This is a genomic window from Jiangella gansuensis DSM 44835 (assembly GCF_000515395.1).
Classification (GTDB): Bacteria; Actinomycetota; Actinomycetes; order Jiangellales; family Jiangellaceae; genus Jiangella; species Jiangella gansuensis.
In genome coordinates, this window is sequence record NZ_KI911782.1 from 1,610,800 (window position 1) to 1,625,728 (window position 14,929).

Consider the following 14,929-nt stretch of genomic DNA (forward strand, 5'->3'; position numbering starts at 1 on the left):
TGGGGCGTCGTCGGCTCCGGGTTCTGGCCCGGTCCGCGAGGCCGCCCGGCCGAGGGCACCACGAACAGCTTCGGCATGTGGGACGACACCGAGGAGCCGGGCCGCGAGGACTCCCAGCCGGGGCTGCCGAATCCGCGTTATCCCGACCCGGACCGGCTGAAGTCGCTGTTCGCCGACAACGAGCTGGACCTGCTGCTGGGCGCGCGCAACAACTTCAAGGCGCTGCCCGCCGACGGCGGCAACCACAACCCGGTCCACGACGGGCCGTTCATGGAGGAGGCCGTGGCGGCGGGTCACTTCCTCGAGGACGCCGACGGAACCCCCGCCGTCGTCACTCGGGCGCAGTTCCCGAGCGGCGCGAGCTACGTGCTGGACGGCTCCGACCCCGCGGCCGTGGAGTGGTACGTCGACAAGATGCGCGCCTGGGGCGTCGACGGATGGAAGGAGGACACCATGCTCTACGCGCCGGACCTCCACCGCGACGGCAACTGGAACCCGGTGCAGACGGCGCTGGCCGGCGCCGGCGACCTGCTCATGGTCCGCAATGCCGCCTACTCCGTACCCGGCGACATCATCCGGATCAACGACACCATCTACGGCACCGGGGGCGTGTACCACGAGGACCCCGACCGGATGCCGGTGAACCTGCTGAACATGGCGGCCAGCGGCGCCGGCAACCTCTACCCGGACTACGTGGGAGGCACGCCCGGGCCGTCGCTGACCGACCCGGCGTACATGGACTACTTCATGCGCAACGCGCAGTTCAACGCCATGACGCCGGTGCTGTCGTTCGGCAAGGGCCCGTGGGACCTGGGCCGGGCCGACTACGCCGAGCAGGTGAAGGAGCTGGCGCTGTGGCACGACGGGTTGCACCCGTACGTGTACGACGCCGTGCTCGACGGCCACGCGACCGGCTATCCGGCCGCGATGACCCCGCTGCCGATCGCCTACCCCGACGACGAGAACACCTACGGCCTGGTCAACGACGAGACGCGGCAGTACGAGTGGATGTTCGGCGAGTCGCTGCTGGCCACGCCGGTGTTCGGAGCCGACTTCGAGACCGCGCGGACCCGCGACGTCTACCTGCCGGCGGGGAAGTGGATCGACTACGAGACCGGCGCGGTGTTCACCGGTCCGCGCACCCTGGACGACTACGCCATCGGCACCGACCGGGTGCCGGCGTTCGTCGGCGGTAAGGGCGTGCTGGTGACGCGCGACCGCGACGACTCCGGCGATGTCGCCGGCATGACGGCTGAGGTGTACCCGATCGCCACCGGCTCCCGGTACGAGTGGACCGACGGTTCCGCCCGGAGCAGGGTGCTCAACGCCAACACCGGCTGGGACGCCGCCACGCTGCGGATCACCGACCGGACCGCCGGCCAGGCGGTGCCGTTCGAGGTCGACGAGGTCACCGGGGCGTTCCGGTTCGCGTTCGAGCCCGGCCACGACTACGTCCTCAGCGGCGGTGGGCGGGCCGCCCACTCCCTGCCGGTCGAGACCGCGGTACCGGCGGCTGCACCCGCCGGCGTGGCGTACGAGGTCGGCGCCGACGGCCAGGTCACCCTGAGCTGGCTGCCGGTTGACGGCCGCCCGGTCGTACACCGTCGAGGTCACTGGCGGCGGGCGGTGCGTCTCGGGCGTCGCCGGCAGCACCACGGCGACGTCCATCGGGCTCGGCACGCTGGATCAGGCGCCCGGCACGTACACCGTCGCCGCCGTCAACGCCGTCGGTTCCGGTCCACGCTCCGCACCGGTCACGGTGGAAGCGGCCGACAGCACGGGCGTCGTCACCGTCACGAACGAGGGCTCGCCGCCCACGTGCGATCCCGAGGTCCTCGCCTACGCCGAGACCGGCCGATGGGCGGCCAGCAGCCTAGCGGGCTTCGACGGGTCGAAGACCCGCTACAGCTCCACCGTCGGCTCCACGGCGACCTGGTCCGCCCGGCTGCCGGCCGGCCGGTACGACGTCGCGGTCTGGTACCCGCCGCACACCAACAGCACGACGCAGGCCGCCTACACCATCACGCACACAGGCGGCACCACGGACGCAGTTCTCGACCAGACCTCCGGTGGCGGGAGCTGGGTGTCGCTCGGTGAGCACGAGTTCACCGCCGACCAGCTGGCTGCGGTCACGCTGACCGTTGGCACCGCCGGAGGATACGCCCGCGCCGACGCGGTCCGGTTCACCCCGGCCGCCGCGGCACGCACCGAGCGCTCCCAGGAGGCATCGTGACTCACCGGTTCCGAGCTGGCCGGCGTGCCCTCTCGCTGATGCCGGCCCTCCTCCTCGTCCCCATGGTTCCGGCGCTGGCGGCCACCCCGTCGGCAGCGGCGGAGACGATCTTCGCCGACGACTTCTCCGGCGGCCTCGGCGGCTGGCAGGCCGTCACCGGGGAGGCGTCGGAGTGGACCGTCACGGACGGCGTGATCGGTATCGACACCCGCCAGCAGTCCTCCGGCCGATACATCGCGCCGTCCGCCACGATCGACCTGCCGGACCAGTACGAGGTGCGTACCTGGGTCCGGTTCGAGGCGTCCTCGACCAGCCCGACGGTCAACCTGCTCACCGACTGGCGGGCACCGCTGGTCGCCAACCAGCGCAACCTGGCCGGGCAGCTCACCGGCGCGGGCACCCTCCAGGTAGCGCGACCGCTGGGCGGCGGCACGGTCTGCTCCGGCCCGGTGCCGACCCGGCTGAACGAGTGGCACGAGCTGACCATCCGGCGGGCGAACGGCGTCTCCGTCGTGGAGGTGGATGGCGAGCGGGTCGCCGCGGTGGCGTCACCGCAGGCCGGCGGCACCGTCGGGCTGGGGGTCTATCACGCGAAGGCGTCCTTCGACGCCGTCGAGGTCGTGAGCCTGGACAAGGCGCCGCCCGGCCATCCGGCCACTGCGACCGGCTGCGACTGGCGGCCACCGGGCTCTCCGGACGAGGACCAGCCGATCATGGTCAACCAGAGCGGCTACAACGTCGACCAGGCCAAGCGCTTCACCGCGCCGCTCGCCGAGGACGGCGCCACCTTCACCGTCGCCGACGCGGCTGGCACCGTCCGCCACGAGGGCGCCATCAGCGGCGGCGTCGGCGACTTCACCGATTTCCGGCCGGCCGACACCGGGCCGTTCACCATCACCGTCACCGGTGAGAACGGCACCGCCACGTCAGTGCCCTTCGGCGTCGGCGCGTTCTGGATCGACCGGGTCTCGTACCGCAACGCCATCGGCTTCATGACCGATGTGCGCTGCTACTGGGGCGACTTCGCCGCGTTCGTGCACGGCGGTACAGACTCGCGCAACTGCGCCCTCGGGGTGGCGTGGCGCGACTCGCATCAGATGTCGTATGAGTTGCCGACGCTGATCGACCTGTACCTGGCCAACCCGTCGGCGTTCGAGCGGATCACCGACACCGATGCGGTGTACGACGGGCTACCGGTCGAGCTGCCGGCCGACACGCCGGAGATCGTCCGGCTCATCCACTGGGCAGTCGAGGTCTACCTGGACGCCGAAGTCAACCACACGCTGCTGAAGGAGCAGCTGGCGGCGTTCCTGGCGGCGTACCCGTACCTGGAGGAGTACATCCCGCGCGACGTGTACGACCGGGCCCGCGACCACCTCTTCCCGATCTGGGGGGAGACGGACAAGAACCGGTACGCGTGGCACGACTACACCGAGCACACCGCCGACCTGTTCCAGACCTACACGCAGCTCGGCACCGGCAAGGGCGAGTTCCCGGTCGGCCACTCGATCCTGCCCAACCTGCACATGTACCAGGTGGCACTGCGAGAAGGGCGCGACGACGCCGACGCCTTCCTCACCGCCGCGCACGACCAGGCCGCCTGGATCCTCGAGAACGTCGACCCCGCCGACCCAGCGGTGACCAAGGGCCAGCGGCAGGGCGAGTACCACCTGATCACCGGGCTGGCTCGGTTCCTCGAGGCGTACCCGGACCACGCACCGGCCGGCACCGCGGAGTTCGTCGCCGCCTGGGCGCAGGTGGTCGTGGACCGCTCGGCGAACCTGTGGGACTTCCGCCGCTACTCCGACGAACGCTGGACCATCCCGTCGTTCACCGGCGGCGGCAGTGGCGAGGACCCGAACGAGACCGGCAACGTGGCCGGCTTCCCAGCCGCGGCTCTGGCCGCCGCCCAGGTGCTCGGCGACGACCCGCTGGCCGGCCGGTTGCGGGAGATCGCCACGGCGCACGTCGACAACATCTTCGGCCGCAATCCCACGGGCCGGCACGCGTCGCACCGCGGGCCGACCGAGGCATGGGGGTTCGAGGGCGTCGAGCTCGGCTGGTTCTCCGAATACCAGGGCGGCGCCGGCCTGCTGCAGGGCTCCCGCGGTGTCCTCGACGGCAGCCCGAAGAACGCGCACTATCCGTACGACCCGGAGGTCGGCAACATCGGCCACTCCGAGGGCTGGGTCACCTTCAACACCGCGTGGAACGAGGCGCTGGCCTGGCGGGCAGCCGACGCGTCCGAGCTGGCGGTCGTGGACGGCAACGGCGACGCGGTGGGTGTGCTGCCGCCGTCGGGAACCGCGACCATCGACCTGACGGCTCCGCTCGAGTTGGACCCGGCCGGCCTCGACGAGGGCGAGGTTCAGGTGCGGGTGGGCGACGGCGACACGATCGCGGTGCCGGTGACGCAGACGGCGGTGAACGCCACCACCTTCTCGGGCCGCCTCGATCTGACGGCACTTGGTGCCTCACCTGGTGACGTCGTGACGGTCTCCTACGGTTACGGGCACTTCGCGCAGGAGACGACGGTCACCGTGGTCGCGCCGGACGCCTGCCCCAACGGGCACCCGGCGGACACCACGGTGACCTTCGGCAACGCCGACTCGGGCGTGCCGAACTACGACCGTGGCGACGGCTGCACGTTCCTCGACGCCGTCGAGGCGCTCGGGCCGTTCGCCGACCACGGCGCGCTGGTCCGTGCGGTGCGCGCCACGTCGGCGCAATGGCGCGACGACGGCCTGCTGACGCGGCAGGAGTTCCAGGACGTCCTGACGGCGGCCGCCCGATCAGGAGCGGCCGGTTGAGCGGAGCCGGCGAGGGTCGCCCGCTGCGCAGCTCCGGCGCACCGTACTCCCTGGGCGTCAGGCGCGCAGGTTGATCAACGTCGGGCCGGTGCGGGTGCCGTCGGAACGAGACAGCGCGACGACGCAGTGGCCGGGCGGGATGCGGGTGACGATGTCCGACACCGTCCACCGCGGCCGCTCCACCCGACGCAGGTTGGTGCCCTTCGTGGTGCCCCAGTTGCGGGTCTCGCCGTCCGAGCGGTTCCAGCCCCCGCGGCCGTCGCGGGAACTGCCGGCGGTGCGGGCCAGGCCGACCGCCTCGCCCTGGCTGTAGCTGACCTCGGAGACCCAGTGGTCGCCGAACCAGTCGGAGAAGACCTTCGCGTCGACCGGATCGATACCGCCGAACACCGCCTTGCAACCGACCGAGCCGAACACCGTCGCCCGCACCTGCACGGGGAAGTCGCTGATGGTCTGCGCGAGCAGGATCAGCCCGGCGTTGTTGGACCGCAGCTTCTGCACGCCCCGGGCCACGTAGTCGTCGACGAAGCGGCCGGCCTCGTCGATGGCCAGTGCCTTGAAGATGTCCCGGTTGGTGTCCGGTGCGGACGTGACCTGCACGAACTGTGACACAACCAGCCGCGCGAGGATACGGGTGGCGTCCGGGAACTCCGCCTCCGGCAACGACACCCGCACCCGGGTGGGCTTGTTGATGTCGTGCATGCGGAAGGCGTTGTCGCGGTCGAACAGCTCCATCAGCCGCGGCCGCGCCAGCAGCTGGAACCGTTCGACCAGGGACGCGGCCGGGTCGGCGTTGCGGGCCAGCTGGTCGCGCCGGCTGTCCAGCAGCGACTTGGCCTCCTTGCCGTCCGGGCCGCGCAGGTTGGCCTTGACCTGGTCGGTCATGCCCTGCTCGGAGCGCAACAGCGCGAGCATCTCGCGGATCTTCGGCCAGCGTCCGAAGGCCAGGTGGAACGGCGCCAGGCAGGCATAGAGCGCGTTGCGCGAGCCGTCCATGAAGTAGGCCATGTCGTCGGTGACGTATGGCGGGAGCATGGCGCTGGCCAGCCGGTCGGCCGCGGTGTCGGGATGATTCGTGCCGCCGTACAGGTCGAACCCGGTGGTGGGGTTGAGCGGGTCGATGGTGACGTCGAACCAGCCCGGGTGCGCGAAGTCGTTGCCCTTGGGGTCGACCACCACGACGCTGGCCTGGCCGGCCAGCGCCGACAGCGACAGGTGCTCGACGATCGGCAACGCGAAGCCGCGTGTCTTGCCCGACCCGGGCGGTCCGATGACCAGCAGCGACGTGCGCAGGACGTCGCGGTCGACGCCGAAGTCCTGGGTGATGACGGTGTCGGCGTGCGGGTCCTGGACGGTGCGACCGAGCCGGACCTGCCCCAGCGCGAGGTTGTGCCTGGCCAGCCGCGGCACCGGGAGGTCGTGCTGGGCCGACGGGTGCGCCAGCGCGGCCGGGCCGTAGCGGACGATTTCGTCGGCCACCTGTGCCGTGGCAGCCGGGTCGCCGGCGCGAGCTTCGAGCGCGCCCATGATGCGGGCGGTGTCGACGTCGGAGAGCCGGCCGTCCTGGACGAGCCGGTCCAGTGCGGTGGCCGCGTCCGGGTGGTCGGCGCGCAGAGCGTCCCAGGGTGTGGCGCGGGTGCGTCGTCTGCCGAGCATCAGGCGTTCTTCCTCAGGTAGGTGTCGAGCTTCTTGATGCGGGCCGCCAGCGCCGGGTGGGTGCTGAACATCCGGGCCCGCAACACCGCGGTGCGCCGTTCGTCGTCCATGCCCTGGCGCAGCCAGTCCTCGAAGACCTCGATGAGTGCGTGGCCGTAGCCGAGCTCGGCGGCCACCCGGTCCGCCCGGAACTCGCTGCGCCGGGCCAGCCAGGGCAGCAGCAGCGGCGTCGTGATCACCAGGAGCACCGTCGGCGGCGCCCACGCGTGGCCCGACTGGACCGCGGTGATCATGAGCATGGTCAGGAAGAACGCCACGAACAGCAGCACCGACCAGGTGATGAGCCGGCCGATGAACGCGGCCAGGCCCGGCATCTTCGCCAGCACGGCGAAGACGATGGAGAACAGGCTCACGAACACCCGCAGCACCCGGCGCAGGGTCCGGGTGAGCAGCCTGGCCGGTACCGAATACCAGTAGGCGAGCAGGTTGCCCCACGGATGCCCGCCCAGGTGATGGCCGAGCTCGTGGCAGAGCACCGCGGCCAGGTGGTGGTGCGGCATGGCGTCGAGCGTCTTGCGGGTGACGGTGACGATGTGCCCGGACGCGGCGTAGGCGTTGAGGGCGTCGCTGTCCTCGATGAACAGCTGGTAGCGCCGCCCGTCGCGCCCGGCGGCCTGGGTGACCTCGGTCCAGGCGTGCTCCAGGCGCTCGCGCTCGCTGGGGGTGGGCCGGCGGGCCTTGAGGAAGAACCGTGCGAGGAACACCTCGACCGGCCGCAGGAAGATGAGGGCGCCGCTGAGCAGCCACAGCGCCATGGCGACGACGGAGACCGTGCCGGCATCGCCCACGAAGGAGCCGACGCCCAGCCCGATGAGGCCGACGACGGTGAGGCTGCAGACGAACCACGGCAGCGCCAGTACCAGCGACGCCCAGGTGGAGACGTCAACGGTGCGCCGGTGCCGCATCGGCCGTGGCGTGGTGGCACGCGACGGCCCCGACCAGCGTTGGCGTAGTCCGGTGGCCGGAGGCGGATCAGGATCCTGGAAGCCGCCGGGCGGCCCGGTGGGCTGCGCCCGCGAGGCCGTGCCGGGTGCGCTGGACCCGACCTGTCCCTGGTCGCTCATCGCCGCCTCCGATAGAGCTACTGATCATCGATTACAGCCGCCCGCGTGACCGGAGCGCAACTGTGAAAGTCACAATATGGCCGCCCGGTGACAGTCCGGGGCCGAATCGATACGCCGCACCGGCATCCCCGTTGCCCCGTTGATCATGGAATAGGTCATGATCATATCGCTGTTGATCAGGATCTACGCCATGATCGACGCGCGAGGTGCATAGGGTCGAAGCGTGACCGAGATCCACGACCTCACCGCCTTGGAGCTGGCCGTCGCCGTGCGTACGCGCGAGGTGTCGCCGTCGGAGGTGGCCGAGCACACGCTGGAACGGGCCGAGCGCCTGGGCCCGTCCATCGGAGCCTTCGTCACCATGACCCCGGACCTGGCTCGCGAACAGGCAGCCGAGGCCGAGGAAGCGCTGCGGCAGGCCAGGTCCGACGACCAGTTGCCGCCGTTCCTCGGTGTCCCGTGCCCGATCAAGGACCTCGCGATGGTCGCCGGCGTACCGTTCCGGGCCGGCAGCGCGGCCTTCGGCGACATGGTGGCGCCCACCGACGACGGCGTCGTCACGCTGCTGAGCCAGGCCGGCACGCTCATGGTCGGCAAGACGAACACGCCGGAGTTCGGGCTGCCGCCGTACACCGAACCGGACGCCATGCCGCCGGCGCGCACACCATGGGACACCGGCCGCTCGGCCGGAGGTTCCAGCGGCGGCGCGGGCGCGGCGGTCGCGGCCGGCATCGTGCCGGTGGCGCACGCCAGCGACGGCGGCGGCTCCATCCGCATCCCGGCCAGCGCCTGCGGGCTGGTCGGTCTCAAACCCACCCGCGGCCGGGTCAGCCCCGGACCGTACCGGGCCGAGGGCGCCGGGCTGGCGCAGGACGGCGTGCTCACCCGCGACGTCCGCGACACCGCGGCGTTCCTCGACGTGCTGGCGCAGCCATGGCCCGGCGACACCTACACGCTGCCGGAGCCGGCAGAGACGTTCCGAGCTGCCTGCGAACGCCCGCCCGGTCAGCTGACCGTCGGGCTGCTGACCCAGCCGGTCATCTCCGCCGACGCCGTCGTCGACGACGGCGTCCTGGCCGCCGTCGTACGTACCGCCCGGCTCCTGGAGGACCTGGGTCACCGGGTCGAGCCGGCGCCGGTGCCGTTCGAGGCGGAGCGATGGGCGTCGTTCGAGGCGTTGTGGTCGGTGTCCGCGCTCGGCGCGCCGGTGCCGCCGGACCGCGAGCACCTGCTGGTACCGCTCACCCGGTGGCTGCGTGAAAAGGGCCGCTCGGTCAGCGGCCACGACTACGCCACCGCTGTTTCGCTCATCCAGATGACCACCCGCGAGGTCGCCGCCACCTGGGCCGCCTACGACGTCATCGTGACGCCGACACTGGCGCGGCCACCGGCACCGGTGGGGTCACAGCGCGACGACGCCGACCCGGCCGGCGATTTCGCCGCCCAGATGGCCTTCACGCCGTGGACCAGCGTCTGGAACCTTACCGGCTGGCCGGCCATCAGCCTGCCGCTGGAGGAGACGACCGTCGACGGTGTCACGCTGCCAGTCGGCGTCATGCTGGGTGGCGAGCACGGCGCGGAGGCGACGCTGCTCTCGCTCGCCGCACAGCTGGAGGCCGCCCGGCCGTGGCGGCACCGGCGCCCACCGCTCTGGGACGGAGACGGCACATGGTGAGCTTCGGGTACTTCCTGGTCCCGAACGCGGCCGACCCGCTGCTGGACACCGCACGCTCGGCCGAAGAGCTCGGGCTGGAGTGGGTCGGCATCCAGGACCACCCGTACCAGCGCCGCTACGTCGACACGTTCGCCCTGATGAGTGCGGTGCTGGCGAGCACGTCCACGCTACGGGTGTTCCCCGACGTGGCCTGCCTGCCGCTGCGGCCGCCCGGCGTCCTGGCCAAGACGGCGGCGTCGCTGGACGTGCTGTCCGGTGGCCGGTTCGAGCTCGCCCTGGGGGCGGGCGCGTTCTGGGACGCCATCGAGGGTTACGGCGGCGAGCGCCGCACCCCGGGGGAGTCGCTGGCGGCGCTCGGCGAGGCGATCGAGGTGATCCGGCGGCTGTGGAGCGGCGAACGCGGGCTGCGGTTCGAGGGTGAGCACTACCATCTGCGCGGCGTGCACTCCGGGCCGGTGCCGGCGCACGACCTCGGCATCTGGCTGGGCGCCTACGGGCCGCGCGCCCTGCACCTCACCGGGCGGCTGGCCGACGGATGGGTGCCGTCGCTCGACGCCGACCTGCTCGCCCGCCTGCCGGAGCTCAACGACCGCGTCGACGCCGGCGCCGCCGAGGCCGGACGCGACCCGTCGGCGGTCCGCCGGGTCTTCAACGTCGCCGGCACCATCACCGACGGCGAGTCGAACGGCTTCCTGGCCGGTCCGGCGGCCCAGTGGGCTGACGAGCTTGCGGCCCTGGTGGTCGAGCACCGGGCCGACGTGCTGGTGTTCGGCGGCGCACCCGGCGACCAGCTGCGCCGCTTCGCGACCGAGGTGGTGCCCGCCGTCCGCGCCGCCCTCCCGCCATCCCCATGATCATCAAGACTTGACCCGGCGATAGCCGGAACAACCCTTGATGATCATGGGGACAGCGCCCGGCAGTCCGGGCCGCACGCGAGGACTGCGCCGGTCCAGCCGCGGGCACGGAGCACACGAGCCTGCTCGGCCGCCACTCCGCACGGGTCGCCGAACACGTCCGCATGGCCGTATCTGAGCGTGGCGTGACCGTCGACGGTGGCACGGTTGTCGCGGCGCCGGTCCCGGAACCGGCCCTCGCCGACGTGGCCGACCCGGCCGTCCAGCTCGACCCGGACGCCGTACCGCTCATAGTCGACGTCGATCCAGATGACCCGGTGCCCGGCGACCCGGCGCTGCCGGGACCCGGCCGGCAACCCGTGCGCGCGCTCCACCCGGCGCAGATGCCGCAGCTCCAGCGGTGACTGTGCCCCGTGCGCGACGTCGGTGAGCATCGCTTCCAGGATCGGCCGCCAGCGGATCTTCTTGCGCAGGCCCAGTGCCGCGGCGAGCCGCTCCGGCGTGGTCCTGCGGCGCTGGCAGGCCGCCGTCACCCAGGTCTCGACCTCGCAGGGATGGGGCGCGACGTCGACGAGATCGAGGACCGTCTCCTCCGCCCGGGTCCGGGGCGGCGACGCGGCCGGATGGCGGGTCCTGGCCAGCCGGTGAGCGTAGTGCACCTGGACGCCGTCGATCTTGCCCGTGACGTGACGATCCGCGGGAGCCGTGACGTGGATGAGCGGCCCGGGGTCGTCGCAGAGCCCGTCCAGGAACGCGGCTGTCCGGTGGCTTGCCACCGCGCCACGACCGGCCCGGAGGATCGCGGCCCATACGCGCGACTCGAGCGTGAGCGGTCCGGTGAACATCGCATAGACGCCGCGGTGCAGCCGCCGCCAGCGGCCGGAGGCGATCAGCCAGTCGATGCGGTGCGTGGTCAGGTCAGCCGCCAGCGCCTGCGCATGGCTGACGACGCCACACTGGACGGCGGCGATCTCGTTGAGGTCTGTGGGCCGGTCGGACACGCCATCGAGCCTGGTCGACAGCCGGCGCCCCCGCCAGTCCCAATTCTGAACCTGTGGACAACCATGATCATCAAGGGTTGTTCCGGCTATCGCCGGGTCAAGTCTTGATGATCATGGGTAGGCGAGGGCGGCGTGGTAGCCGAGGTTGGACGAGATCTGGTCGGCGTGTTCGATGGCGATCATGGCCAGCTCGTTCTGCCGTGCTGGCAGGTTCATGGCCGACAGGGGTCCCGACACCGACAGCGCGGCGACGATGCGCCCGGACCGGTCCCGGACGGGTGCGGCGATGCAGGCCCGGCCGAAGGCCAGCTCTTCCTGCTCGGTGGCGTAGCCGCGCTCGCGGACCTCGGTCAGGGCGGCGGTCAGCTCATCGAAGGACGTGATGGTGTGCGGGGTGTAGCGGGCGTACTCGGTGCCGATGAGTTCGGTGACGTCGTCCGGCGGGAGCTCGCTGAGCAGCGCCTTGCCCATGGCGGTGGCGTGCAGGGGGCCGCCGCGGCCGATCAGGGTGGCCGGCCGGGGTGCGTTGGGGCCTTCGAAGTGGCAGAGGTAGAACAGGCCGGCGTCGTGGCGTTCGGCGACGTTGACGCCGAGGCCCAGGGAGGCGGCCAGGTTCTGCGCGAGCTGCCGCGACTGCTGATGGACGGGTGACTGGTTGAGCCCGATGCCGGCCAGCGTGATGACCCGCGGTCCGACGCCGTACAGCCCGCTGCGTCCGTGGTGCGTCAGGTATCCGAGGTTGACCAGCGCACCGACCAGCCGCGACACCGTGGACTGGCCGAGGCCGGTCTCGGCCACCAGTTCGGAGATGCGGCGTTCCGGGTGTTCCTCGGTGAACGCCGACAGCAGCGACAGCGCCCGTTCGACGCTCTGGGTACCGCCGGCGGACTCGCGTGCTGGTGGTCGAGGCACGATCCTGATCCCCACATCACTCTCGGAACGTTCATCTACATGCTAGATGATCACTCGCGCCGAACCGTGGGAACAGGGCAGCGATCCGTGCCGGCGGTCCGGCTCAGCCGGCCTGCCGGTCGCGGTCCTGCGCGCGCAGCGCCCGGTCGACGTCGGCCAGGCCCTCCACGACCAGGCGGCGAGCGGCGTCAGGGACGTCCGCGGCCTCCAGCCAGGACCGCACGGCCGACGCCGTCGGCGCATCGGCCAGCACCCGCGGGAACAGCCCGACGACGATCGCCTGGGCGCTCTCGTTGGTCCGCTCGGCCCACACCCGCGGCACGGCTTCGAGGTACGGCTGGACGTAGGGCCGCACCAGCTCCCGCTGCTCGGGGTGGGCGAAGCCGCGCACCGTCGCCGTCAGCAGGGCGTTCGGCAGCTCGTCGGACTCGACGGCCGCCTGCCACGCCGCGGCCTTGGCGGCGTACGTCGGGACGGCCGCCCGGGCGTAGGCGGCCTGCCGCTGGCCGGTGGCGGTGTTGTCGCGCTCCAGCTCCGCGTCGATGTCGGTCACACCGGCCGCCCCGAGCACCACCAGCCGCTGCAGCAGCGTCCACCGCAGGTCGGTGTCGACCACGAGGCCGGGCAGCACGGAGTCGTCGCCGGCCAGCAGCGAGCGGACCTCACCCACGTGGTCGGCACTGGCAGCACCGGCCACCCAGGCGCGAGCGAAGGCGAGCTGCCGGTCGCTGCCGGGCTCGGCGCCTCCGGCCAGCTGGCGCAGCGCCGCCGCCCACCGCGACGACAGGACGGTGCGGTTGGCCGGCCAGGCGTACTGGTCGATGGCCGCTCGGGCGGAGGCCAGGACGTGCTGCACGACACCCATCGAGGTCTCGCGCTCGATGCCGCCCAGCACCAGTTCGACGAACGAGCTGGCAGACAGCTCCGCATCGCGCAGCATGTCGGTGGCGGCCGTCCAGCACAGCGCCCGCGGCAGCGACCCGAGCGCGCCGATGGACTTCACCACCGTCTGCTGCGACCGGTCGTCCAGGCGGATCTTGGCGAACGTGAGGTCGTCGTCGTTGACCAGCAGGAGGTCCGGCTGCTGCTCGCCGCGCAGTTCCTCGATCTCGGTACGCGGCCCGGCGATGTCCAGCTCGACCCGGCGGCGGCGCACCAGCTCGCCGTCCTCGGTGCGGTCGTAGAGGCCGACGGCGGCCCGGTGGGACCTGATGGTGGGGTGCTCCGGCGCGGCGGTCTGCTCGATGGCGACCGAGGTGTAGGAGCCCGAGGCGTCGACGGTGACGACGGGGCGCAGGGTGTTCACGCCGGCCGTGCGCAGCCACTGCTCGTTCCACTCCGACAGGTCGCGGCCGCTGGTGCGCTCCAGGTGCGCGAACAGGTCGCCCAGCGACGTGTTGCCCCATGCGTGCTCGGCGAAGTAGGCGCGCACGCCTTCCAGGAAGGCGTCGCGGCCCACCCAGGCCACCAGCTGCTTGAGGACGCTGGCGCCCTTGGCGTAGGTGATGCCGTCGAAGTTGACCTCGACGTCCTCGAGGTCGCGGATGTCGGCGGAGATCGGGTGGGTGGACGGCAGCTGGTCCTGCCGCAGCGCCCACAACTTCTCGGAGACGGCGAACGTCGTCCAGGCGTCGGTCCAGCGGGTGGACTCGGCCAGCGACAGCACCGACGCCCAGGTCGCGAACGACTCGTTCAGCCACAGGTCGTCCCACCAGCGCATGGTGACCAGGTCGCCGAACCACATGTGCGCCATCTCGTGCAGGATCGTCTCGGCACGGCGCTCGTAGGCGGCGTCGGTGACGCGGCTGCGGAACAGGTAGTCCTCGTGGTGGGTGACGGCGCCGGCGTTCTCCATGGCGCCGGCGTTGAACTCCGGAACGAACAGCTGGTCGTATTTGGCGAACGGGTAGGCCAGGCCGAACACGTCCTCGAAGAAGGCGAAGCCGCGCCGGGTGACGTCGAACAGCTCGTCGGCGTCCAGGTGCTCGGCGAGCGACTTGCGGCAGTACAGGGCCAGCGGGATGGGGTCGCGTCCGTCCTCGTGACCGGCGTATTCGGAGCGAACGACGTGGTACGGCCCGGCGACGATGGCCGTCACGTAGGTGGACAGCACCGGCGTCGGGTCGAACGTCCACCGCCGCTTGTCCTTGGTCTTGCGGCTGTGCCCGGGCGAGTTGGACACGACCTCCCAGTGGGCCGGCGCGTCGACGGTGAACGTCACGGCGGTCTTGAGGTCCGGCTGCTCGAAGCACGCGTAGACGCGGCGGGCGTCGGCGACCTCGAACTGCGAGTACAGGTAGACCTCGTCGTCGACGGGGTCGACGAAGCGGTGCAGCCCCTCGCCGGTGCGCATGTACGCGGCGTCGGCGACGACCCTGACCTCGTTCTCCTTGGCCAGCCCGTCGAGGCGCACCCGGTGCCCGTCGAAGACGTCGGCCGGGTCGAGCTGGTTGCCGTTGAGGACCACCTCGTGCACGGTCGGCGCGATGAGGTCGAGCCAGGTGCTGGCGCCCTCGGTCGCGGCGAACCGGGCCGTCGTCGTGGAGCCGAACGTCGTCTCGCCACGGGTGAGGTCGAGCTCGACGGAGTACTGCACCGACGAGGGGTCGATGACGGCGGCGCGTTCATGCGCCTCGTCGCGCGTCAGGTTCGTGCCAGGCATGA

Annotated in this window: 9 protein-coding genes and 1 pseudogene; 5 read left to right on the top strand and 5 right to left on the bottom strand. The window is 71.7% G+C overall.

All coding sequences use genetic code 11. The features are described 5' to 3' along the window. Nucleotides 1-927: 927 nt before the first annotated feature. The 3 genes and pseudogenes from JIAGA_RS36445 to JIAGA_RS32910 all read left to right on the top strand — a co-directional run. Nucleotides 928-1,182: pseudogene (locus JIAGA_RS36445) on the top strand (hypothetical protein); the annotation flags it as partial. A 577-nt stretch (nt 1,183-1,759) separates the two neighbouring features. Next, nucleotides 1,760-2,233, top strand: a complete 474-nt coding sequence (locus tag JIAGA_RS36450; protein ID WP_483790126.1) for a golvesin C-terminal-like domain-containing protein — start codon at nt 1,760-1,762, stop codon at nt 2,231-2,233. 38 nt (nt 2,234-2,271) lie between these two features. After that, nucleotides 2,272-5,043: an early set domain-containing protein gene (locus tag JIAGA_RS32910; protein WP_157552867.1), complete on the top strand. Its 2,772-nt coding sequence runs from the start codon at nt 2,272-2,274 to the stop codon at nt 5,041-5,043. Nucleotides 5,044-5,100: 57 nt separating this feature from the next. Here JIAGA_RS32910 and JIAGA_RS0107860 read toward each other — a convergent pair whose 3' ends face one another. Next, nucleotides 5,101-6,699, bottom strand: coding sequence for a type IV secretory system conjugative DNA transfer family protein (locus JIAGA_RS0107860; RefSeq protein WP_026875235.1), 1,599 nt, complete (start codon nt 6,697-6,699; stop codon nt 5,101-5,103). After that, nucleotides 6,699-7,823 carry a M48 family metalloprotease gene (locus JIAGA_RS28310; RefSeq protein ID WP_051425853.1) on the bottom strand — a complete coding sequence of 375 codons (1,125 nt, stop codon included), beginning with the start codon at nt 7,821-7,823 and terminating at the stop codon, nt 6,699-6,701. Before JIAGA_RS28310 ends, JIAGA_RS0107860 begins: the two co-directional genes overlap by 1 nt. A gap of 223 nt (nt 7,824-8,046) precedes the next feature. On the opposite strand from JIAGA_RS28310, the gene JIAGA_RS0107870 reads away from it, so the two are divergent. Beyond that, a complete protein-coding gene (locus JIAGA_RS0107870) occupies nt 8,047-9,498 on the top strand; it encodes an amidase (RefSeq protein ID WP_026875236.1) in 1,452 nt (483 codons plus the stop codon). Beyond that, a complete protein-coding gene (locus tag JIAGA_RS0107875; RefSeq protein ID WP_035812247.1) occupies nt 9,492-10,352 on the top strand; it encodes an LLM class flavin-dependent oxidoreductase in 861 nt (286 codons plus the stop codon). The genes JIAGA_RS0107870 and JIAGA_RS0107875 overlap by 7 nt, the downstream gene beginning before the upstream one ends. Before the next feature lie 44 nt (nt 10,353-10,396). On the opposite strand, the gene JIAGA_RS28315 is transcribed toward JIAGA_RS0107875, so the two are convergent. The 3 genes from JIAGA_RS28315 to pepN all read right to left on the bottom strand — a co-directional run bounded on the left by JIAGA_RS28315 (nt 10,397) and on the right by pepN (nt 14,927). Then, nucleotides 10,397-11,353 (bottom strand): type IV toxin-antitoxin system AbiEi family antitoxin domain-containing protein, encoded by a 957-nt coding sequence (locus JIAGA_RS28315; protein WP_051425854.1) that lies wholly within the window; start codon nt 11,351-11,353, stop codon nt 10,397-10,399. Between the two features lie 111 nt (nt 11,354-11,464). Further along, the gene (locus tag JIAGA_RS0107885; RefSeq protein WP_026875238.1) at nt 11,465-12,265 is read right to left on the bottom strand and encodes an IclR family transcriptional regulator; all 801 of its coding nucleotides are present in this window, start codon (nt 12,263-12,265) and stop codon (nt 11,465-11,467) included. A gap of 103 nt (nt 12,266-12,368) precedes the next feature. Beyond that, nucleotides 12,369-14,927: an aminopeptidase N gene (gene pepN, locus JIAGA_RS0107890; protein ID WP_026875239.1), complete on the bottom strand. Its 2,559-nt coding sequence runs from the start codon at nt 14,925-14,927 to the stop codon at nt 12,369-12,371. Between the last annotated feature and the right edge of the window lie 2 nt (nt 14,928-14,929).